The 22,700-nt window shown below is 66.8% G+C and carries 17 protein-coding genes; 6 read left to right on the forward strand and 11 right to left on the reverse strand.

Features of this window, described 5'->3' with window-relative positions:
* Positions 1 to 57: 57 nt before the first annotated feature.
* The 4 genes from ABZS43_RS31245 to ABZS43_RS31260 form a co-directional block, all read right to left on the reverse strand.
* On the reverse strand, positions 58 to 1,968 hold the full coding sequence (locus tag ABZS43_RS31245) for an ABC transporter ATP-binding protein (RefSeq protein WP_355039580.1): 1,911 nt from the start codon (positions 1,966 to 1,968) through the stop codon (positions 58 to 60).
* On the reverse strand, positions 1,965 to 3,851 hold the full coding sequence (locus ABZS43_RS31250; protein ID WP_355039581.1) for an ABC transporter ATP-binding protein: 1,887 nt from the start codon (positions 3,849 to 3,851) through the stop codon (positions 1,965 to 1,967). Before ABZS43_RS31250 ends, ABZS43_RS31245 begins: the two co-directional genes overlap by 4 nt.
* Before the next feature lie 352 nt (positions 3,852 to 4,203).
* On the reverse strand, positions 4,204 to 6,129 hold the full coding sequence (fadD32, locus tag ABZS43_RS31255; RefSeq protein ID WP_355039601.1) for a long-chain-fatty-acid--AMP ligase FadD32: 1,926 nt from the start codon (positions 6,127 to 6,129) through the stop codon (positions 4,204 to 4,206).
* 125 nt (positions 6,130 to 6,254) lie between these two features.
* Positions 6,255 to 7,505, reverse strand: coding sequence for a KasA/KasB family beta-ketoacyl-ACP synthase (locus ABZS43_RS31260; protein WP_355039602.1), 1,251 nt, complete (start codon positions 7,503 to 7,505; stop codon positions 6,255 to 6,257).
* 291 nt (positions 7,506 to 7,796) lie between these two features.
* On the opposite strand from ABZS43_RS31260, the gene dcm reads away from it, so the two are divergent.
* The 3 genes from dcm to ABZS43_RS31275 all read left to right on the forward strand — a co-directional run bounded on the left by dcm (position 7,797) and on the right by ABZS43_RS31275 (position 10,310).
* A complete protein-coding gene (gene dcm / locus ABZS43_RS31265; RefSeq protein ID WP_355039603.1) occupies positions 7,797 to 8,930 on the forward strand; it encodes a DNA (cytosine-5-)-methyltransferase in 1,134 nt (377 codons plus the stop codon).
* The gene (locus ABZS43_RS31270; RefSeq protein ID WP_355039582.1) at positions 8,927 to 9,337 is read left to right on the forward strand and encodes a very short patch repair endonuclease; all 411 of its coding nucleotides are present in this window, start codon (positions 8,927 to 8,929) and stop codon (positions 9,335 to 9,337) included. Before dcm ends, ABZS43_RS31270 begins: the two co-directional genes overlap by 4 nt.
* Positions 9,338 to 9,602: 265 nt before the next feature.
* Positions 9,603 to 10,310: a DUF998 domain-containing protein gene (locus tag ABZS43_RS31275; RefSeq protein WP_355039583.1), complete on the forward strand. Its 708-nt coding sequence runs from the start codon at positions 9,603 to 9,605 to the stop codon at positions 10,308 to 10,310.
* On the opposite strand, the gene ABZS43_RS31280 is transcribed toward ABZS43_RS31275, so the two are convergent.
* Positions 10,297 to 11,880: an esterase-like activity of phytase family protein gene (locus ABZS43_RS31280; protein ID WP_355039584.1), complete on the reverse strand. Its 1,584-nt coding sequence runs from the start codon at positions 11,878 to 11,880 to the stop codon at positions 10,297 to 10,299. The genes ABZS43_RS31275 and ABZS43_RS31280 overlap by 14 nt on opposite strands.
* An 80-nt stretch (positions 11,881 to 11,960) precedes the next feature.
* On the opposite strand from ABZS43_RS31280, the gene ABZS43_RS31285 reads away from it, so the two are divergent.
* The 3 genes from ABZS43_RS31285 (at position 11,961) to ABZS43_RS31295 (ending at position 13,760) form a co-directional block, all read left to right on the forward strand.
* The gene (locus ABZS43_RS31285) at positions 11,961 to 12,356 is read left to right on the forward strand and encodes a Rid family hydrolase (RefSeq protein ID WP_355039585.1); all 396 of its coding nucleotides are present in this window, start codon (positions 11,961 to 11,963) and stop codon (positions 12,354 to 12,356) included.
* A gap of 39 nt (positions 12,357 to 12,395) precedes the next feature.
* Positions 12,396 to 13,139, forward strand: a complete 744-nt coding sequence (locus ABZS43_RS31290) for a maleylpyruvate isomerase family mycothiol-dependent enzyme (protein ID WP_355039586.1) — start codon at positions 12,396 to 12,398, stop codon at positions 13,137 to 13,139.
* 270 nt (positions 13,140 to 13,409) lie between these two features.
* The gene (locus ABZS43_RS31295) at positions 13,410 to 13,760 is read left to right on the forward strand and encodes a hypothetical protein (protein ID WP_355039587.1); all 351 of its coding nucleotides are present in this window, start codon (positions 13,410 to 13,412) and stop codon (positions 13,758 to 13,760) included.
* Positions 13,761 to 14,175: 415 nt separating this feature from the next.
* Here ABZS43_RS31295 and ABZS43_RS31300 read toward each other — a convergent pair whose 3' ends face one another.
* The 6 genes from ABZS43_RS31300 to ABZS43_RS31325 all read right to left on the reverse strand — a co-directional run bounded on the left by ABZS43_RS31300 (position 14,176) and on the right by ABZS43_RS31325 (position 22,427).
* Positions 14,176 to 15,483, reverse strand: a complete 1,308-nt coding sequence (locus ABZS43_RS31300) for a tyrosine-type recombinase/integrase (protein ID WP_355039588.1) — start codon at positions 15,481 to 15,483, stop codon at positions 14,176 to 14,178.
* A 28-nt stretch (positions 15,484 to 15,511) separates the two neighbouring features.
* Positions 15,512 to 15,838: a helix-turn-helix domain-containing protein gene (locus ABZS43_RS31305; protein ID WP_355039589.1), complete on the reverse strand. Its 327-nt coding sequence runs from the start codon at positions 15,836 to 15,838 to the stop codon at positions 15,512 to 15,514.
* Between the two features lie 322 nt (positions 15,839 to 16,160).
* Positions 16,161 to 19,145: a PrgI family mobile element protein gene (locus tag ABZS43_RS31310; protein ID WP_355039590.1), complete on the reverse strand. Its 2,985-nt coding sequence runs from the start codon at positions 19,143 to 19,145 to the stop codon at positions 16,161 to 16,163.
* Complete coding sequence (locus ABZS43_RS31315; protein WP_355039591.1) at positions 19,142 to 21,031, reverse strand: conjugal transfer protein TrbL family protein; 1,890 nt, start codon at positions 21,029 to 21,031, stop codon at positions 19,142 to 19,144. The genes ABZS43_RS31310 and ABZS43_RS31315 overlap by 4 nt, the downstream gene beginning before the upstream one ends.
* Positions 21,028 to 21,447 (reverse strand): pilin, encoded by a 420-nt coding sequence (locus ABZS43_RS31320; RefSeq protein WP_355039592.1) that lies wholly within the window; start codon positions 21,445 to 21,447, stop codon positions 21,028 to 21,030. The genes ABZS43_RS31315 and ABZS43_RS31320 overlap by 4 nt, the downstream gene beginning before the upstream one ends.
* Entirely contained in the window at positions 21,438 to 22,427 is a 990-nt protein-coding gene (locus ABZS43_RS31325) for a hypothetical protein (protein WP_355039593.1), read from the reverse strand. The genes ABZS43_RS31320 and ABZS43_RS31325 overlap by 10 nt, the downstream gene beginning before the upstream one ends.
* Positions 22,428 to 22,700 lie beyond the last annotated feature (273 nt).

Below are 22,700 nucleotides of genomic sequence, written 5' to 3' on the forward strand. Positions count from 1 at the left end.
CCGCGAATCGCGCCGGGCATTGTGCCGCCTGGATCACACGCCGACACCCTTCTCGCCTTACACCAAGGATTCCCGCCAGGCGGCGTGCAGACCCGCGAACCGGCCGCTCCCGGCGATCAACCGCTCCGGTGCGCCGTCCTCGACGATCCGGCCCTGTTCGAGCACGAGTACCCGATCGGCGATGGCGACCGTGGACAGACGGTGGGCGATGATGACCGCGGTACGTTCGCGCAACACCGTCTCCAGCGCCTGCTGCACCTGCCGCTCACCCGGGATATCGAGACTGGAGGTGGCCTCGTCGAGCACGATCACCGCCGGGTCAGCCAGGAACACCCTGGCGAACGCGACGAGTTGCCGCTGGCCAGCGGAGAGCCTGCCGCCGCGCTTGCGCACATCGGTGTCGAAACCTTCCGGTAGCGCCGCGACGAAATCGTGGAGGCCGACCGCGCGAGCCGCCGCGCGCACCTGCTCGTCGGTGGCTTCCGGCCTGCCCAGACGGATATTGTCGGCGACCGACCCGGAGAACAGGTACGACTCCTGGGTCACCATGACCACATGCCGTCGCAGATCGGCATCGGTGAGTTCACGCAGGTCGACACCGTCCAGGGTGACCGTGCCGCCGGACGGGTCGTAGAACCGCGTCAGCAGTTTGGCCAGCGTCGATTTCCCCGCACCGGTGGCGCCGACCAGCGCGATCACCTGACCGGCCGGAATATCCAGCGAGAATTCCGGCAGCACCGCCCGCGTCCGCGCGCCGCCCGCCGGATCCGGTTCCGCGCCGGGACGCGCCCCGTAACCGAACCAGACGCGGTCCATCCGCACCGCGCCCGCGGCCCGCGCCAAGGGGGTGGGATCGGTGGGTTCGGGGACCGCCGGGCGCTCCTCGAGAACGCCGGAGATCTTCTCCAGCGCGGCGGCGGCGGATTGGTAGGAGTTGAAAACCTGCGCCAGCTCGTCCAGCGGACCGTAGAACTCGTTGAGATACAGCAGATATGCCGCGAGCACCCCGACCGCGAGATTGCCTTCGATCACCTGCCACGCGCCGACCACGATGACGATCACTGTCGTCAGATTGCCGAGCAGCCGGGTGAGCCCGGCGTAATCCCCCATCCCGCGCATGGCCACGGTCGTCGCCGACGCGAACTCCGCGTCCTCGGCGGCGAGGACGGATTCGTTGCGCTGCTCGCGCCGGAACGCCTGCACGGCACGCATCCCGCCCATCGATTCCACGAACTGCACGACGACTCTCGCGATGGCCGCGCGCGTGCGCCGGTATCCGGCCCGCTGCCTGCGTTGCGCCCAGCGGGTGACCAGTGCGAGCGGCACGAATCCCGCCAGCACGATCGCCGCGAGCAACTGGTCGAGGTAGACCAGAATGGCCGCGATGGTGACTACCGACAGAATCGCGCTCAGCGCCTGGTCGAGAGCGCCTTTCAGCAATTCCTGCAGAGTTTCGATATCACCGGTCAGCCGCGTGACGACCTTGCCCGAGGTGTACTTCTCGTGAAATGACACGCTCAACCGCTGGGTGTGCGTGAACAGGCGCACCCGCAGATCGAACAACACGCTCTGGCTCAATTTCCCCGAAACGCGGAGAAAGCAATACGTGGTGACCACACCGAGCGCGACCGCGGCGAGATAACCGATCACCGTCCAGGTCATCGGGGCCCAATTACCCCTGGCTCCCTGCGCGATTCCGGTATCGAGGCCGTGCGCGATGAACAGCGGCGCCGAAACCATCGCGGCATTGTCGACGACGATCAGCACCAGGGCCAGGACAGCCAGACGGCGATAGGGCCGCGCCAGACTCATCAGCAGCCGCCGGGACCGCCCGGCCAGCACCAGATTTCCGGCTTCGGTGATCTCACGGTCCTCGCCCGCGATCCCACGCCAGTCGGCGGATTCGTCGGCCCGGGTCGCGTCCTGTCGCGCTGTCGGGTCCTGTTTCGCGGTATCGGTCGTGCTCACGCTCCGCCCTCCGATCGCGATGGCGAAATAGCCTGTGCGTTCCCGGTATCCGGCACGGGCGCGCCGCCCATCAATTCCCGATAGTGGGCACTGGTACGCAGCAACTGTTCGTGGGTGCCCTCGGCCGCGATCCGGCCGTCGGCCAGCAGCGCCACCCGATCCGCCAGGGATGCGGTGGATGGGCGGTGTGCGACCAACAGCGTTGTCGCCCCGGCGAGTACCGTGCGCAGTCGTTCCTGCACCCGCTCCTCGGTTTCCACATCGAGGGCCGACAGCGGGTCGTCCAGCACCATGATTCTGGTCCGCTCGCCGGAGCCCTCCCTGGTCAGCACCGCGCGGGCCAAGGCGAGGCGCTGGCGCTGTCCTCCGGAAAGACTGAGGCCCTGTTCGCCGATTCTGGTGTCGAGGCCCCACGGCAGCTCGTTCACGAATTCGGTGGCCTGGGCGACATCGAGCGCGCGACGCACATCGGCGTCGGTGGCCTCGGCATCGCCAAGGGCGACGTTCTCGCGCACACTGGCCGAGAACAGCACCGGCTCCTCGAAGGCGACGGTCACCAGCGAACGCAGATCCGACAATCGCATCGAGGCGATATCGATGCCGTCGACGGTGATCGCGCCGCTCGAGACGTCGTACAGCCGCGGAATCAGGTTGAGCAGAGCGGTTTTCCCGCTGCCTGTCGCGCCGACCAACGCCACCGTCTCGCCGGGGCGGACCCGCAGCGAAACATCCCGCAGCACCTCGTGCTCGAACTCGCCGCTGCGCGGAAACGCGAAACGCACCTTTTCCATACGCAATTCACCGCTTATCCGCGCGGGCAGCGGTATCGGTTCGGCCGGATCGGCGATATCGACCGGCGTATCGATGATCTCCCAGTACCGGTCCGCCGCGGTGCGCGCGTCGTTCATTTCGGCGAGCAGGAAACCCATCCAAATGAACGGCCACTGCAGGAAGGTCGCGAGCGTGATACCCGCGACCAGGGTGCCGAGGGTCATCGCGCCGTGCACCACCGCGTACCCGCCGTAACCGAGCGCGAAGGCGATGGCCAGCTGCGGCAGGCTTCGCATCGCCGACCACAGCGTCGCGTCCAGCCGGACCTTCACTAGTTCGGTCCGCTGCAATTCCCGCGACTGGGCGGTGAATCGGGCTCCGAAGAACGCGCCGCGCCCGAATGCCTTGAGCACTCGCACACCCTGCGCCGATTCCTCCGCCGTGGTCGCCAGATCGCCCGACTGGTCCTGCGAGCGGCGCGAGGCTACCTCGTAGCGACGAACGAACCGGAAACATAAGGCGCTCAGCGGAATCGAGATCAGCGCGAAGATCAACCCGACCTGCCAACTCAACGCGAACAGCGTCAGCAGACCCACCGGGATCACGACGATATGGATACACATGTACGGCGCGGCGAAGGCGACGAATCGGCGCATCGTGGCCAGATCATCGACCGCGCGCGAGAGCAACTGGCCGGATTCCCACGAATCGTGCCTGCCGATCGCCAGCGACTGCAACTTGCGGTAGATCTTGGCGCGCATGGTGATCTCGAAGGCGGTGGCGGGTTTGGAGATCAACCACCGCCGACCCCAGATACCCACCGCTTCCAGCAGACCCAGCGCCAGCACCAGTGCGACCGGGCCGACGACCGCGGGAAGATCGCGATGCGCGATCGGCCCGTCGATGATCCTGGCGATCATCAGCGGAATCACGATCGCGGTCAGCGTCGACAGCACCGAGAGTACGGTCGCCCCTATCAGTGCCACCCGGTACGGGCGCAGATACGGCCAGAAACGGCGTAGTGAGTGCAGGCGGCCCGGCGCGGGAACAGCGGGCCGCTCGGGTAAATCGATATCCGGCTCGGCGGACGGCAACTGCGTTGCGACTGACAAAGGATCCCCCTGCTGATTCCTGGTTCGTCATGCCGGCGAAGCCCGGTGAGATTCGCACCGGGCCCGACATTCCAGGATGGCAGCCGTGGCCACACCGACCAACCGGTTTTCGCTCCAGCGGCACCCCGACGAACAGGCAATACACTGCCGACATGCCCATCGCCGCCGGACGTCTGACGGTCACCGATCGTGATCGATATCTCGCTCGATGACCGAAGTGGTCGAATGGTGGCGGGAGTTCTTCTACGCCAGTGCGGGTCGCTCCCGGCACCCGGCCTGAGCAGACACCCTTACCCCGAATGAGCGGAAATCTCGCCTTCGGCCCGCAGAATGTCCGCTCAGACCGGATACCTCACCGGGCGGCAGCGCGCTCGGCCTCGGACTCACTCCCCGCATCGGGAAAGGCCTGCTGCTGGTAGCCGCCGCGCAGGGTGCCTTCGAGATAGGCGGTCCGGCAGGCGCGACGCGCGATCTTGCCGCTGGATGTACGTGGAATCGACCCGGCGGGCACCAGCAACAGATCGCGCACGGTGACGCCGTGGCGCTGGGCTATCGCGGCGCGCACGATATCCGCGACCGGCTCGGGATCGACCTTGCCCGCCCCGGTGCCGCGTTCGGCGACCACGACCAACTGTTCGGACGTGTCGTCGGCGTCGAAACGCAGACCCGAATGTGAGCCCTGCGCGAAGACCTCGGCGGGCAACTGGTTGGCAGGCACCGAGAAGGCCGCGATAAAACCGGGGCGAAGCGCCGAACTGGCTTCCTGTGCGGTGTATTCCAGATCCAGTGGGTAGTGGTTGCGACCGTCGACGATCACCAGATCCTTCACCCGGCCGGTGATGTAGAGCTCGCCGTCGAGGTAGGCGCCGAAATCGCCGGTGCGCATCCAGTGCGCGTCGGGTTCGGTGCCCTGCGCGTGACTGCCTTCTGGCAGCCTGCGGGTCAGCCTGTTGCGGAAGGTTTCCGCGCTCTCCTCCGGACGGCCCCAGTAACCGATGCCCATATTGTCGCCGTGCAGCCAGATCTCGCCTACCGCGCCGTCGGGCTGTTCGGCGCCGCTCTCGGTGTCGACGATCACCGCCCATTGGGAGAATGCGACATATCCGCAGGAAACCTGGGCGATCGCGTTCTCCGCGTCCTGATCCACCTCGAGCATGCGGCCCTCGTTCAACGCGCCGCGGTCCACGTAGACGACCTTCGCCTCGTCGGAACTCCTCGTCGCGGAGACGAACAGCGTCGCCTCCGCCATGCCGTAGCACGGTTTGATCGCGGTCTTGGGCAGCCCGTAGGGGGCGAAGGCGTCGTTGAATTTCTTCATCGATGACACCGACACCGGCTCGCTGCCATTGATCAAGCCGATCACATTCGACAGATCGAGTTCCTCGCCCTTCTTCGGCAGTCCACGCGCCGCGGCGTGTTCGAAGGCGAAATTGGGTGCGGCGGCATAGGTTCCGGCCCCGTCCGACACCGCTGCCAATTCCTTGATCCACCGATAGGGACGCCGCACGAAGGCGCTCGGCGACATGATCGTGATGAAGCCGCCGCCGATGGTCGGCAGGATCACGCACAGCAGACCCATGTCGTGAAACAGCGGCAGCCAGGTGACGCCGCGCGAATTCGCGGTGACGCCGATGGCGTCGATCATCTGGAGCAGGTTGGTGCCGACCGCCCGGTGGGTGATCTCGACACCGGCCGGGGCGCGGGTCGAACCCGAGGTGTACTGCAGGTAGGCCACGTCATCGATCTTGATATCCGGACGGACCCACTGCGCGCCGACGCTGTCGGGAATCGCGTCGACGGCGATGATGCGCGGGCGCCGCGCAGCGGGCAGATGCCGGAAGAAATCGCGCACTCCCGCCGCCGCGGTGGAAACCGTCAGAATCGCCGCGGGCGTGCAGTCGTCCAGAACCGTGCGCAGCCGGTCGGTATGTCCCTGTTCCTCCGGATCGAAGAGCGGAACCGCGATATTGCCCGCGTAGACCGCGGCGAAGATCGAGATGACGTAGTCCAAGCCCTGCGGGGCAAGGATCGCCACCCTGTCCCCCGGTTTCGACACCTGCTGTAGCCGAGCCGCCACCGCCCGCAGTCGGATACCGAATTCGCGCCAGGTCAGGTCTTGGTATTCACCGTCGCGTTCCCGGGAGTAATCGATGTAGCGGTACGCGAGTCCTTCCCCGTTCTCCGCGCTGTGATTGTCCACGAAGTCGATCAGGGTCTGGTCGCCAGGGATCTTGATATTGCCTTTTTCGTCCACGTAATCGTCAAAGGTCACGCCGATCATTCGCCATATCCTTTATCCAACGCACACGTTGCCGCGTGCAGTGACACCGAACACAGAACGACACTGGAGCGCCGGGAAGATTAGCAGGTCTGCGCGCAGACGTCATACCCTCCCAGCATCATTCAGTATCTGCCGAAGGCCAGCGCGACATTGTGACCGCCGAAGCCGAAGGAGTTGTTCACGGCGTAGTCGATCCGTGCCTGCCGCGACTGCCCACGCACGATATCGAGGTCGACCTCGGGATCCTGGTTCTCCAGATTCAGTGTGGGCGGGACGACGCGGTCGCGGATGCTCAACACGGTCAGCACCGATTCCAGCGCGCCGACCGCGCCGATCGAATGGCCGAGCGCCGATTTGGGGGCGTACACCGAGGCGTGGGTGCCGACGGCCTTCGCGATCGCCCGCGCCTCGGCGGTATCCCCGATCGGGGTGGCGGTGGCGTGGGCGTTGATGTGGCCGATATCGTGCCGGGTCAGCCCCGCGGTTTCGATGGCCCTGGTCATGGCGCGCGCCGCCCCGGTCCCCTCGGGATCGGGGGCGACCAGGTGGAAACCGTCGGAGGTGACGCCAGCGCCCATCAGCCGCGCGTGAATGGTCGCGCCGCGCGCCTTGGCGTGCTCCTCGGTCTCGATCACCATCATCGCGCCCGCCTCGCCGAAGACGAAGCCGTCGCGGTCGGCGTCGAACGGGCGCGATGCGCATTTCGGGTCGTCGTTGCGCATGCTCATCGCCCGCATCATGGTGAACGCCGCGATGGCGACCGCCTGGATCGACCCCTCGACCCCGCCGGTGACCACCATGTCGGCATCGCCCATCACGATCATCTTCCAGGCATTGGCGATCGCCTCCGAGCCCGAGGAACAGGCCGACACCGGTGTGGCCGCCCCGGCCTTCGCCCCGAGTTCGACGGCCACACACGCGGCGGCTCCGTTCGGCATGATCGCCTGCACGGTCACCGGCGACACCTTGCGGTAGCCGCCGTTGAACAGTTTGTCCCTGGCAGCGATGATGGCCTCGGCGCCACCGAGGCCGGTACCGATCGAGACACCGAGCCGTTCGGTATCCACCTCGGGGCTGCCCGCGTTGCGCCACACCTCACGACCGAGGACCGTCGCCATCTGTTCCACATAGGCCAGCTTGCGGGTTTCCCCCTGGGTGAGGCTCGTGGCAGGCGGCACCTTCAGATGCCCGCCGATGCGCACCGGCAGCTCGAACTGGTCGATGAAGGAATCCTCCAGGATGTCGATACCGCTTTCGCCGTTGAGCAGTCCCTTCCAGGTCGAATCGACATCGCCCGCGATGGACGTCGTCGCCGCGAGGCTGGTGACGACCACACTCGGGTAATCCCCGCGGGAGGTGGACGGTATCTGCATACTTCGGCTCGCTTCCTGGCTTCGCATGGGTGGATCCGGGAATTGCGCACCGGCGCGGAAGCGCCGGGAGATAACCACAGAGCAACGCGAGAGAAACCGCCCCTACCATCGAGAAGCCGTGGACGAGACGCGGCCGATTGGCATTATCGGGGAGGCAGAGCTGATGCGCAGCATGACACGCGAACTCGGTTCGCGCTACCCGTGCGGTACTCGGGACCGCGACGACTCGAGTAGTCTCGGCACGCATCGTGGGTTCGCGAGACGCAGAAGGGGTTGACGGTGACGGGGCGGATGGTCGGGTTGTTCGCCGGGATCGGCGGACTGGAACTCGGCCTCGCCGGACATGGCTGGTCCTCGGAACTGCTCTGTGAAATCGACCCGGGCGCCCGCGCGGTGCTCAGCACCCACTTTCCCGACGTCGACCTGCATACCGATGTCACTCGGCTGCGGGCGATTCCGGCGCGCACGGAACTGGTCGCGGCGGGTTTCCCGTGCCAGGATCTCTCGCAGGCCGGACGCACCGCTGGCATCACCGGATCGCGTTCCGGATTGGTCGACGAAGTGTTCCGCCTGGTACGCCGCAAACGAGGTCCGCGCTGGCTGTTGATCGAGAACGTCCCGTTCATGCTGCAATTGGGCCGTGGCGCGGCGATGCGGCACATCACCGGCGCGCTGGAGGAACTCGGCTACACCTGGGCGTACCGGGTGGTCGACGCGAGGGCGTTCGGTCTGCCGCAACGCAGGCAGCGGGTGCTGATGCTGGCCTCGCGCACAGAGGATCCACGGCCGGTGCTCTTCGGCGAGGACGCCGGGGCACTGGAAATCGGTGACCAGGAACAGGATCCGTGCGGGTTCTACTGGACCGAGGGTGTACGCGGACTCGGCTGGGCGGTCAACGCGGTGCCAACGCTCAAGGGCGGTTCCGCGCTCGGCATCGCGAGTCCGCCCGCGGTGCGACTGCCTTCGGGCGAGATCGTCACCCCGGGCATAGCCGACGCCGAACGGCTCCAAGGGTTCGACGCGGATTGGACCGCGCCCGCGGTGAACGCGCCGGGCGTGCGGCAGGGGCACCGCTGGAAGCTGGTCGGTAACGCGGTGAGTGTGCGGATGGCGGACTGGGTCGGTGCGCGCTTGGCCGCGCCGGACGGGTCGCCGCCGGAGTACCTGCCGTTGTCGGCCGGGCAACCGTGGCCGGTGGCGGCGTGGGGGCATCGCGGGGTCACTCAGCGGGCGCCGGTCTCGACCTGGCCGGTGCACGAACCGTACGAGGATCTGAAGAATTACCTCACCGATTCCCGGCTGCTCTCGGCGCGGGCGACCGCGGGCTTCCTGCGCCGCACCGGAATGGGCAGGCTACGGTTCCCGCCCGGATTCCTCGATGACGTGGAAAGTCATCTCGACCGCATGGGCGGCTGGGCGGCATGACCGCGCGTCCGCTCACCGATGCCGCGACCAGCGCGCGAATGGCGCGGCAACGTCGTGCCGGAACCAAGCCCGAGCTGGCATTACGTCGCGAACTGCACCGGCGCGGCCTGCGCTACTTCGTGGACAGGGCGCCGCTGGCCGGTCAGCGCCGCCGGGCCGACGTGGTCTTCCCCCGGTTGCGGGTCGCGGTCTACGTGGACGGATGTTTCTGGCATCGCTGCCCCGAACACGCCACCGATCCCAAGAACAACGCCGAATGGTGGGCGGCGAAATTGGCCGGGAATGTCACTCGCGATCGTGCCACCGACGCACAGCTGATGGCGGCGGGCTGGCAGGTCGTGCGAATCTGGGAACACGAGGACGCCGTAGCGGCCGCGGACCGGGTGCAGGCCGCGCTGGAGGGCTGAACCCTAGCGGTGGCGCACCCGGACCAGATGGCGTGGCGCGTTTGCCGCCAGGTAGCCAGATGCTGCGATAGCCGCCATGACGGCGAAGCCGGTCACGGCCGTCGCGAATCCGATCATGAGACCTCCTCGGTTGCGTACTCTCCACCCTCGGTGGCCAACCTGATAGGACGCTGTGGATCCGATGGTAATGCCGTACGAACCGAGACCGCGGGAGGAATCGCGCATCGTCGGTCATCGGGTCTGCGCCGCCGAGGACAATGGACGAGTGACCGATAGCCCGAGGATCACCGAACGACGAGCACGCGTGGGGTCGTGGCTGATCGCCGTGGCGATCGCGGTCGCCGGCCTCTGCTATTCGTCCTGGGTGCTCGAATTCGCCTTGCCCATTCACGTGGACTACGTCAACTCCTTCCTCAGCGAGCTCGACGCCGAAGGCAAGCCGTACCGCGAGGTCTTCTCGACCGGCGACAAAATCGCCGCAACGCTGATGATCCCCGCGTCGATCGGCGGATTGCTGCTGTTCCCGAGGCGGGCGCTGACCACCGTCGGCTGGATCGCCCTGCTGTGCTTCGGCACGTCGACCATCGCCGATGTGCTGATGCCATTGCACGACTGCACCCCCGGCGACGGCAGCGACTGCGGAGCGGGCGGACTTTTCCCCCAATTGCATCAGCCGCACGCGCTGACCAGCACCCTCGCGGTCACCTCGATCGCGGTGGCGGTTTTCGCGTTCAGCCTGGCCGCGTACCGCTATCACCGCTGGCGGATCCTGCGCGAGGCAGGCGTGGTGATCCTCGTGCTCGGTGCGTCGGCGACCGTGTGGATGTTGGTCGCCGACAACCTCACCGGGAATTACGCGCTCGGTATCGCGCAGCGAATCCAGGTCGGATCCATGTCGCTGTGGTTGATCACGCTGGCGGCGGCGGTCGTGCTGGAAGCGCGGGAGTGGATCGAACCCGTCAGCCGACGCTGATCCGGACGGTATAGCCGTCCAGCGCCGCGGGTAGTCTCGCGGTGTCGACGACGAGGATCTCCCCGGTGTCCTGCCGACCGTTCGGCAGCGTCTTCGGCTTCAGCCCGAACGGCGGCTGCGCACCCGTACTACCCGCGAGGCCGAAATCGCTGTCATTGGCGATATAGAGGGTCTTACCGCCGTCCAACGTCGCGATGCCCTCGATCTTGTCGTGGCCGAAGAACTTCCCGTTCGCGTTGACGGTTTCGCCGTCGGCGTTGAGGTCGTTCACCAGAGCGGTCAGATCCAGCGCACCGGATTTGACGACAGGGGTGATACCCGCGCGCCGCAACGCCGCAACGCCGTCCACGGTGGACACACCGCCGACCAGCGTTTCCAGCGGCTTGCCCGCGACGAGCAGACCGCCTCGGGCCGGATCGTATTGCGCGCCCGGCACCGTCGATCGCGGACCGATATCGGTGGCGCCGGAGATGTCGATGGTCCAGATCTTCTTGTTCGAATCCGGAGCCAGATTTCCGTCGCGTTCGTCGACCAGGAAAGTAGTCGGGCTCAACGCGGTGATCTCCGATACCGCCACCTTGGTCTGCGCGGGATTCTCCAGCGGGTAGACGAATTCCGACAGCGCCTTGGTTTTCAGGTCGACGGTGACGATGCGCGTCATCGGGACCTCTTTGGCGGAACCGCTCAGCCCCGGAGTGTTGAGACCGCTCTGGACGACGCCGACCAAGGTGGCGCCGTCGGGGGTGATGGTCAGCCCCTCCATGCCCTGATTCGGGGTGCGCAGCGAGAACTCGGCGGGCAAACCGTTACCGGGGGCCAACCGCTCGATCTCGGTGCCATTCGCGTCGAAATGCACCAGGAACGGGCCGTACTCGTCCGACACCCAGAAAGTGCCGTCCGCCAGCGCGACGAGTCCCTCGGGATCGATGCCGTGATCGGTGGGCGCGAGCACATTCCCCGCGAGATCGCGGAAGGTCTCGCCGGTGCTCGCGGCGGTATCGACCTGCCCGTTGAACGGGACGCCGCTCGCGGTCCGCAGCTCGAGGGTGGACACCAGCACCGCACGCGTGCCCGCCAACGTGAACCGTCCGATCTTGGGCACGAAATCCGGTACCGGCGAGAGCTTTTCGTTCTTGCCGGGACCGTCCACATTCGGGCCGCGGTCGGTGATCCCGTAGAATTCGTTCGCGCTACCCGGTACGGACGTCCACGCCGAACCGAAACCACTGCCCTGCACGGGGATACCGCCGTATTCGCCGAGTACCGGGATATCGGTGGTGTACAGGCGAACCGCGTCGGTGGTCGTGACCGTGAACTGGTCGCTGCCCTTGAAGCCTTCGATCGGCGTGTACCGGAAGGTCCCATCGGACTGCCTGGTCAGATCGCCGTGCTCGGGTTGCAGTGTGATGTCGAGAACCGCGTCCGCACCGGACGCGGCCGTCAACTCCTCCAGCGTGAACACCAGCGGTTGATCCCGCGCCGTCCGGAAATCCGGGTCCGTGGGACCGCAGGCGGTCGCGAGCACGCCCGAACACAGCAGGGCGGCGGTGAGGACGATGCGAGCTGTCACCAGCAATGCCTATCGCGTATATCCGACGGTGAGTCGAAAACCAAATGAACGGTGGCGATCGAGCGTGTCATTCTCACACCATGGGTGAACGTCGCACAGTCTCGTCAGAATCCGAATTCGAGGATATCGTCGGCTACTCGCGGGCCGTGCGCGTCGGCGATTTCGTCGCGGTGAGCGGAACCACCGCGGCGGCACCGGGGGCGACCGCCGTCGGCGGGAACGATATCGCCGAGCAGACCCGTGAGGCGTTGCGTCGCATCGCCGCCGCCCTGGCCGAAGCCGGGGCGAGTCTGGAAGACGTCGTCCGGACCCGCGTCTTCGTCACCGACATCACCCGCTGGCCCGAGGTCGCGCGGGCGCATCGCGAAATCTTCGGCGCCATCCGGCCCGCCGCGTCGATGTATCAAGTCAGCGCGCTCATCACGCCCGCGCTGCTGGTCGAGATCGAAGCGGACGCGATCATCGGCGGACACTGAAAGCGCTCGAACGATATTCCTCCGGCTAGGCTCGCGGGGGTGACCAGCAGCGCGCCCGAACCCCCCGCTCCTCTAGCACTACTCGATCAGGTCGCCGAGGCGAGCGCACGCTTGGTCCGAACTGTCGAGGGCATGGGCGACGACGACGTGCGCGAACCCTCGCTGCTGCCCGGATGGACCCGAGGCCATGTGCTGGCCCATATCTCCCGCAATGCCGACAGCCTGGTCAACCTGCTGCTGTGGGCCCGCACCGGGATCGAAACCCCGCAATACGCCAGCCCATTCATCCGCGACTACGACATCGAGGCGGGTTCATCCCGTCCGCTCGCCGAACAGCTCATCGATCTCGAGGCCTCCGCCGCCCGCTTCGCGGCCCTGGCGAGCACCGCCCCGGACACCGCGTGGGCAGCCACCGTGCGCACCCGCGGCGGACGTGAAATCCGCGCCACCGAGATCCCGTGGATGCGTCTGCAAGAGGTGGAGATTCACCACGCCGACCTGGCCGCCGGCTACGGCCCCGCCGATTGGCCCGAGGAATTCCTCACCCGGCTCCTGCCCGCCGTCACCGCGGACCTGTCGGCCGCCGCGGCCGCACATGTCCCGCCCCTGACCCCGGCATTCGCCGTCGAGGCCACCGACACCCGCTTCGCGGCGACCATCGGCACAGGCGTACCCACTCGAACCATCGCCGGTCCCGGCCACGCACTGGTCGCCTGGCTCATCGGCCGCTCGACCGGCGATGCCCTGCCGGCTTCCCTGCCCGAACTGCCCGCCTGGCGCTGATCCTCGACCGGGATCGACGATCAGTCCGTCCCGCCCGAAGTGGGCGTGTCCGCTGACTGCCCGCACGTTGTGGCACCTCGATCACGGTGTCGGCATCCGCGACCGCCGTACCGGATATCGAAACCGCCGCAACGGCCTTGGTGGCAGCTAGGGGAGCCTGCCCACCGCGCGTCCGGTGACAGATGCAGCCCGGGTGTGGCTGACAGAATCTCTCGACACACAACGACCCGACGATTCGCATGACGCATCATCGATGTCATACTCGAATGTATGTTCGATAATCGGCACTGGGACGTCTGGCGGCCGTACTCGCCGCCGATTCCGATCTATGTCGACATCGACCGAGTACTGCCCACGGACGAACCACCACAACGCGAGGTTTCGGCGAGGGTCGCGAAGTACGGTCTCGACCTGTCCGGGCGCATGCCCGCCAGACAACGGGCGTGGCATCGGCTCACGGACGGACGTTGGATCGCCAGCGTCGAGGTGCCCGTCGAGACCGATGGGCAATGGATGTTCTTGGACTTCATCGCGTCGGCCGAGGCGGTCGCACTTCGAGAGGAGAGCGATACGATGCCGGATCGTCCGAGTAATCGGTGGGGGCAGCCGAAACGGTTCTGACCCGCCGGGGAGTTGTCGGCTAAAGATCAGCGCGCGACGTGGGCTCACCCGAGACATCGCTCCCGAGCAACGATCCCGATTCCGGCGCTTCTCCAACTACCTGCCGATACCTACCGGGTGGGCCCACACTCGATCGAGCCCTAATGCCGACAAACCGCGAACAAGTTCTGTTCGCGGTTTGTGCTCGCAGCGCTTCCGCCGCCCCTATGTGCGCCCGAAGGGATTCGAACCCCTAACCTCTTGTTAGCGGTTTGAAGTATCTCGGCGTTTCACGTCCGACCACGGCGGGCCACGATCAACGATCTACCTGCGGTGATGCCGATTCCATGATGCACGTGCGTTCACGATCGACCATGGGCAAACTCCGTGAATCTTTGGTGTAATTTTGGTGGGGGTCGAATCTGCCGTCAGCGGATCAGGATGCATGTCGGTTGTCCCTGCCCAGCCCCTTCTCCAGAACAGCCGACGAGTCGGGTGCCCGTTCCGCCGACGCGATGTAGTGCCGCTCGGTGATCGCCTCCCGGGACTGCCCCAGTTGCTTGGCCGCAGTCTTCGCATCCGCCCCCTCGGCGATCAGTGTGGCGACCGTCCTGCGGAATGTGTACTGAGTGACATCCTGGTACACGGTGCCGCGCGCGTCACGCCATGTGCGGTTGAAGTTGTGTGGATCGCGTAGTACTCCACCGCGTCCGGGGAACACGAGAGGCGTCTTGGCATCCACCTCCACCACGTTGCCGCTCACCTCACGTAGCGACTTCACCTCACACATCTGCCCATGCGTCGGGTCGTCTTGCATCCGCTTCAACATGTCGACGGCGAACCCGGGCAGGGCGACCGTTCGATGCCCCGCATCGGTTTTCGTCCATTCCTGCCGGAACAGCCCCTTACCTTTCAGCCTGACCACCGTCGCGGTGACAGTGAACGTTGCGGGTTCGGACTTGAGATCGAACTGGTCCCAGGATGCGGCCAATGCCTCTCCGGGGCGCACACCTGAGCCGAGGATCAGATCGGCTACATCCATGATGAGCTGATCACGCTTCGGGCCGTGGGTGTATGCCGGTGTTCCTGGAATTTTATTGCCTGCCGACCATTCACGGAGTTGTTCACGCAGACCGGCCAGGCGTTCGCGGTCGATAATCTGCGGCTTGGTCTTACGTCTACGCAGGCGGGAGGTGTCGCGCACAGGATTCTCGGGCACCGCGCCGTATCGGACAGCCAGACCCATGACCCCAGTGAGAATCACCTTGTGCAGGCGGGCTTTCGACTTCAAACCGGCCTCGACTATGGCCTGAATATGTTCATCGAGTCGGCCTGTGTCTGCCTCCCAGACACGGAGATTGCCCAGGGACGATCGCAGCTTGACCGTATCCCGCTTTGCGCGTTTATCCGTGCTGGGGTCGATTTCGCTCTGATACAGGTCATAGGATTGCCGATCCACACCGTCATCCCGCCGAACCTCGGCCAGCCACATGTCCATCAGGATCGAGAGGCGAGTATCGCGGGTAACCTTGCCGCGCGCACGGCCTTTGTATTGCTTCTGACGAGCAGCCAGTTTCTTCCGTAGCTCGGATTTGGCCTTGTTCTCCGTCGCGCCTTGGGCATCGACGAGCCTTCCTTTGCCGTCGTATCCACGGAATGTGGCCCATGCCCGCCACGTCCCGTCGTCCTTCTCCTTGGTGCCGATTTCGCCATAGCTTCCGAGTTCGGTGGGTGGTCGTGGCATCAGTATTCTCCAGTCGGTCGGTGGTTGCCTATGCGACTTCGGGCTGCTCGGCGGTGTGCACCATGTGTGCCTCGAGGTAGGCATTCAGGTCGCCGAGTCGGTACATGCACGAGCGGCCCGACGGCTTCGAGTAGCGCGGGCCGTGCCCGAGAGCGGCCCAGTTCGCCAGTGTTCGAGGGTTGATGTCCAGGTAGTCGGCAGCTTCTTTGCGGGTAAGCCAGCGCTTGGCTCCGGTGTCCGGTGCTGCGGCGTCGGGTGGCCGGTGCGAGCGACCGGGCTGGTGCAACGACGTCACTTCCGCACTGTCTGAGAATTTCTCGTCCATGCTGATCTCTCTTCTTTCCTTGAAATACACTCTGCGGCAACGTATTTGCGGTGGGATCGGCGATGCCTGCGTTATGAACGCGCCGGAAGACGGCGGCCGTATTACGCGACAACGGGTCCATGAACGCTCCGTGGCCGCCGAGTCGTCAACTACCTTCTCGTGCAACGTTTCTGCCGCCATGGCGGTCGACGCGGGACCCCGGGGGCGGACCCTGTCCGCTATCGCGCCCAGTGACCGTTCAGGGGCGATTTGCGCCATGGGTGTCCCGACTGGCCGTATCTGGTGGCCGTCGATGGTTCCGGTTCACGGGGGCACCGGCGTTTCGATAGCGCGCACGTGATGAATGCCGGTCTCATGCTGCGTGGTGGTCGGGCAGCATCTCGTCTTTCTCGCTGTCGCTCTCGCTGTGGCCAGGGTGGACAGTTACCGGATCGTTGGTGTTGCCGGGGTCGGTGAGTGGGGTCAGCGGTGCCGCAGCGTCGAGATCGATATCGGTGTCACCGGTGTCGCCGGTGGTGGCGAGGAACTCCGGAGAAGTGGTGATCAGATCGTTCTCGGCGGGTGAGGCCAGTGACCCGAAGACCGCACGTTCGGCACCGACCGTGAGTAGGCCGCTGCCGCGCGGCGCGGAGAGCAGGAATTGTTGCTCGCCCTGGGAGAGCCGGAACGCGGTGGCGACCTCGTCGATGGCTTGCGGGGCTTGGCGCAGCAGGATCTGGGTGGCGGCGTTGGACACGATCGCCCGGCCGAGTTCGGTGGACAGGACGTCGGCGCTGTCCTGGGTGGCGACGGTGAGCCCGGCCCAGTATTTACGGAAGCTCTTCGCGGCCCGGAACAGGAACTGTGCCCCGGCGGGTTGGCGCATGAGCAGCCACGCCTCGTCCACGGTGATCATCCGGGGCCGTCGATCAGCCGGGCTCGATACCCGACGCCACGTCGCGTCCAACACCAACAGGGTCCCGATCGTCTTCAACTCCTCGGGTAACTCACGCAGCGAAAACACGATCAGCCCGCCCTTGGGATCGGCGGTCGTCTCCCCGTCCAACAACCCCGCATAGGCTCCACTGCCGACGAACGGATGCAGGGCGGCGGACAACTCGGTCGCGGTGGGAGAACCGAGGCGGGCCAATTCATCGCGTAAACCGGTCAAGGTGGGGGCGGCCTGTGTCCAGGTGGCGGGGTCCTCGGTGATCCCGACAGCGGCGTAGGTAGCGGTCAGCGCGGTGTCCAGCGCGGCGCGTTGCGTGGCGTTCTGGTCGCCGAGCAGGACCGCGACGAGGGTGTGCAGGAACAGTTTCCGGCGTGTCAGGGCGTCGGCGGGGGCGCTGCGGCGGCCATCATCGGGGCGGGTGTGGATTTCCAGGTCGAACGGGTTGAGTCGCTGCCCGGGTGCCCCGAGTTGGATGTGGACACCGCCGACCGCGACGGCGAGACGCCGGTATTCGGCCTCCGGGTCGATGACCACCTGCTCGATACCGCGATAGAGCGAACGCAGGATCTCGGTCTTGACCAGATACGACTTCCCCGCACCGCTACGGCCGAGGACCACCATGTTGTGGTTGTGGGCCTCGGGCGCGAACCGGTCCACGAACAACAGGCCCGAGGCGGCGTCGCGACCGTAGAGGACCCCTTCGGGACGAGTCGCCTGCACGGGGTCGTCGGCGGGTAGTTGTGGGGAGTCGAAGGGGAACGCGGCGGCGAGTGCGGCGGTGTCGAAGGTGCGTCGCACCCGGATCAAGTCAAGTCCTAGGGGCAGGGTGGTGGCCCAGGCTTGGGCGGCACGGAAACTGAGGGTGCAGGTGTCCACGAGCAGGCTCGCGGCCAGGGCTCGCACGGCGGCGACCTCGTCGCCGAGTTCGGATTCGGTGTCGGCGTGCACAGTGAGGTACACCCCGACCCGGAACAGGCGTGCCTCGGCACGGGCGACGCGGGCGGAGAGTTCGGCGGCGTCTTCGACCGCGACGTCGATCTGCGGGTCGGTCAGGCGGCCTCGGTTCGCGTCGTGCATCCGTGAGGATTCCAACCTGGCGAGTTGGTTTCGGAGGCGGGTGGCGGCGGTGACGGGGTCGATGGGGTCGATGTGGACGGCGACTTCGACGCGGCCGGGGTGGGTCAGCAGGGGTGCGAGCCATCCGGGGGTGACTTCGCGGGGGTATCCGGTGACCGCGAGTGTGGCTGCCCAATCCCCGCCGATTTCGAGGTGGCGGGTGCCGATCGTCAACGACTCCGGTCCGAACCCGGCATCGGGAGTGAAAGGGTCGGCGGGAACGAATCCGCTGTCGCTGTCGCTGTATCCGGTGGCGGTGACGATGCCGTCGCGGGGTGCGGTGTCGGCGGCGGCCGAGAGTCCCTCGGGGTTGCAGCAAGCGTTCAGGACAGCGGTGGCTTGATCGTGATCGAGGGCGGTGACCGTGATCCCCAGTTGGGCGAGAGTCTCGGCGGCCTCGTTCATGCGACGCAGCAGCCGCGACTCCGCTCCCCGACGCACGGCGGCAGACACACCGCGGGGAGCACGACCACCACCGAGCAGCCCGCGCACCCCGATACCCGGCGAGGTCGCGGCGGCGGGATCACCGAGAGGTTCACGCCACACCAACAGCACCTGGCGGCGGGTCAGGTGTTCCCCGGCAGCGAGTTCGGTCAGATGTGCGGCGTGGTCGTGAGCGGCGGCGGCCAGGTCCGCCGACATCGTCTCGGTGGCGGTGCGCAGGCCCGCGATGTGGTCGGACAGGTCCAGGCGTGCCGAGCGGATGAGGATCTGCACCGGTTGACGCAGCGTGTGGAGCCAGCCCGCGAGTTGGCTGACGAGGCTGTCCTGTTCGGTCGGGGTGCGTAGGGCGAGGTTGAGGGTGCCCGCGACCGCGACCACCGCCAACCCGTCGGCCCCGAGGTCGAGCACCCCGACACCACCGGCACTGCCGGTGACCGACTCCGGCAACCGCAACTCCCGCCCCGACACTCTCGTCGGGACAGGTCGGCGAGTCCCACCTCGGGTGACACGGTCGGTGATCCAGGTCGGCGCCGCGAGCACACCGCTCCCGGATCCAGACACCAGATGCCGTGATCGGGCGCGGTGTCGGATCGCGGCCACCAACAGCAGCTCCGCCGACAGACCGTCGCGGCGAGTCAGGACCGCCACGGTCACCACGGCGGCGATCGGGGTGATCACGGCCAGGAACACCAATGGCGCGACCACCGCCCGGGTCGCGATCCACGCCGCATACAACAACAGGGCGGTGGTGGCGAGGAGGGCGACTTGTCGAGCGGTGAACGGGCCGAGTAGCCGGTCGCTGCGTTCGACATCGGCGGGAATGCGGACGGTCGTGGTCGTGGTCATCGGAGGGTGCCTCCTCGGGGAGCGCGGGGTGCGCGGCGGCGCACGGGTAGGTCGGGCATGGGCAGGTACAGTTGCCGACCGACCGGCCGTGGCGGTGTGGGCGGGGGCAGGGTTGGTGGGGTGCGCGGTGGCGGTGTGGCCTTGACCCGGGTCACCGGGAACGGGAGCGGGTACTGACCGCTGCGCGTGGGCCGGACCCGCTCGTACGGATCGACCAGCGATGCCGGTGGCGGTGGCGGTGACGGAGTTGGGGGTGTGAAGTCGAAGGCGAGTTGTTCGGGTCGGCGGGCACGCGGAGTAGTCGTCGGCCGCACTGGTGGTCGCGGAGGTTGAGCGGGTGGAGTCGGTTTCACCCTGCTCACCGGGATCGGCAACCGGTACTGGCCGTCACGTCCCGCACGGGTGCCTCGGTAGGGGTCGGGTGGGGTGAAGTCGAAGGCGAGTTGTCTGCCACGCGGCGGGCGGCGAGTCGGTGTGGTGGTCTTCGACGCGGGAGGGTGTGCGGCAATGGCTGGGTGGGGTCGCCGCTTGACTCGGCGTACGCCTTCCAGGGGCAGCATGAGTTGCCCGTCTCGGGTGGCGCGCACTCGCGCGTACGGGTCCGGTGGCCCGGGAGTTTGGCGTGGCGTGCGTGGGCGAGGGCTGGTCGTGCTGCCGATGCCTTTGAGAAGTCCGAAGGTTTTGTAGGTGAGATAACTGCGCGTGACCGACCCGACGAAACTGCGGCCTTGCCCGATCCGCAGGACCGACAGCAGCCAGAACGGGGTCTTGATCAACACCCCCATCAACGCCAAGGCGACGATCAGATTGACGATCCCGTTCGCGTTCGGGCCGAAGAACCCCCACCCTCCCGGGGTCAGGAACACGCGCAGCATCGTCACCAGCGTCAGGGACTGCACCACCTGGATCGCCAAGCACGCGGCGAAGGAGCGCCACCACCACCGCGCGACGCCCTCCAACCCCGGCAATGCATGACACATCAAGAACAGTGGGGCGGCGACGATCAGAATGATCGTCACCGACACCCGCACCACATAGGCGACCAGCAGCACGACGAGCATCACCATCAACGCGACCATCAACAACAGGGCGAAGACCCCGCCGCTGCTATTGGTGCGGGTCAACTCTTTCAACGTCGTTGCCGCCGAGCCGGAGTCGACTCCTTCACCTCCGAGGGCTGTGGCGAGGGCGTTGGCGAACCCGATCGCGGTCGTGGCGATGACCATGCTCATCGCTCCCGCGATGAACCCGACCACCAAACGCGGTAACAGCTCGTGGATCGACCACCGGGTTTGTAGGGTTTCGCGGACCATCAACAGCACCCCGGCGGCCATCACCACGAGCACGTACAGGGCGGTCACCAACTGCCACGACTGGCTCCACAACACACCGACCTGTGGCAGGTCACCGGGTTCGGGGGTGGTGAGCAGGGTGCGCGAGAGCAGATCCAGCAGCGGATTCAGTGCGGAGTCGACCAGGCGTTGGAAGAACCCGTCGATCGCCTTCGCCACACACCCGGAGATGTCGCTCACCCCGCACTCGGCAGCCCCCGACCCCGGGGTGCCCGGGGTCGGGGTGGTCGAGTCGGGAACACCCGGCGTCGGCGAGACCGGTGTGGTGGTCGGTGGCGGTGTGACCCACCGCGACGGGGGCACCCCCGGGCTCGGAGCCGGTGTCGCGGTAGTGGGTGGTGCGGGAGTCGTCGTCACCGGAGCCACCGGCGCGGGCGGCGACGGTGGTTGCGCGGCGACGCTCACGATGGCGGTGAGAGTGATCGTCACCGCGGCGAGCACCACCACGGTGGCCGCGACCGCACGGCCCCCTGTGCGCGAGGCACGCCGCCGGAAACCGCGCACCGCGCGGGTGATCGGGACGCGCACTGTCATGCCTCGACGATCGATTTGAGGACGGTGACGATGACCGGGGCGAGCATCGCCAGCGCGTATCCGAGGCAGGCCGCGCGGAAGGCGGTCTTGGCTTTCTCCATCTCGGCCGGGTCCCCCGCCCCGATGAGGTAGCGGGCACCGGCGACGGTCAGGCACACCGTCGCCAAGGTCGCGAGGATGCCGATCAACCAGTTACGCAGGTTGTCGAGCACCTGATCCAGTGAGGACGCGATAGCCAGCACGGACCCCGGTGACGGCGGTGGTGTGGCTGCCGCCGAACCGGGGACCACCACCAAGACCACCGCGAGGGTGGCGGCGGTCACGAGCAGCGTCGCCCACCGCCGAACGCGGACCCCGCGTGTCCGGTGCTTGCGTGTCGCGTCGGTGCGGGTGTCGGTGCGTTGGTTCATGCGCATGAGCGCACCTCCTGATCGTCGGCGTAGGGGCGGGCCGGTGTGGGCGAGGTCTCGGCGATCAGAGCTCGGCGCGGTGCGCGGGTTCGCGCACGGTGTGTGGCGCGCTGCTGATCCCGATGCGTCGAGTCGGCGGTGGCGGTGGGGTGGCTGGGCAGCGTGCTCAGGACGCGGGTTTCGGTGGTGCTGGCGGCGGTGTCGCGGGCGCGTTCGGTCAGCCAGGTCACGAGTCGCGCTTCGGCGCGTTGGCGTTGCTTGCGCGACTTCCAGTGCGAGTCGCCGCGTTCGGCGGCCACCGAGTTCAGGTCGCGGTGCTCGCATCGTGTGAGGACGATCAACTCGGCGGCCCCGGCGGTGATGACTCCGTCGGCGACGGCCAGGGCGAGAACGGTCTCGGGATGGCCCGGCTCGGCCACCAGTGCTCGACCGTTCTGCGCGATCGGATCGAGGTCGCTGTGGAGGTCGTCGTGGTCGGTGAGCGACTCCGTGGTCACGTCCACGTGGCGGACTGCCCTGATCGCGGCCCGGTAGCTGGCCCATCGCAGTCGATGCCACACGCCCGGTCGATCCAGTTCGACACGGTCGAGGTGGGTGAGGAATCCGGTCAGGATCTCGGACTCGATGTCGTGGCGGTGCGGGCTGGCGGGTGCGGCGAACCGAGTGGCTGTTCCCGCGAGCATCGGCATCGCCAAGGTCACGCACACCAACGTCGCGTCGTGGCCGTGGGCGCGGGACCGCTCGATCAGCCACGCCCAGATCGCGTCGACCGTCGTGATCGGTAGCGCTGGATCACGCAGCACCGCGCGGAGTCCGTCCCACGACTCGATGCGATCCACCGGCGCGTCCACGCCCGGTTGTGGTACCGGTCGCGGGGCGGTGGGCAACCCGTGCGCGGCGATCCGGTCGAATGTCGAGGACGCCACCACCAAAGGCGAAGGCACCTCGAATTGCGTCGAATAATCCTCGTACTCCGATTCGGCCACCATCAACTCCTCACTCGATGGAAAGACGGAAAATTCCGCCGAGACAAGGACACCGGAAACCCACCCCCAAAACACCCCCGAAATGCACCCAAAACACCCCCACGACACCTCCAAAACACCCCGACGACACCCCCACCTGGATAGGCAACTCTGCGGCACATCACCACGCCGGGCCGGTCACACCCTTGCTAGTGGCAGCACCTACCTGGCTTTGCGTATGGGCGGGGGTGTTTTGGGGGTGTTTTGGGGGTGCCCGGATATCGGCGGTAGCAA

This window comes from Nocardia sp. NPDC005366 (assembly GCF_040606855.1).
GTDB lineage: Bacteria > Actinomycetota > Actinomycetes > Mycobacteriales > Mycobacteriaceae > Nocardia.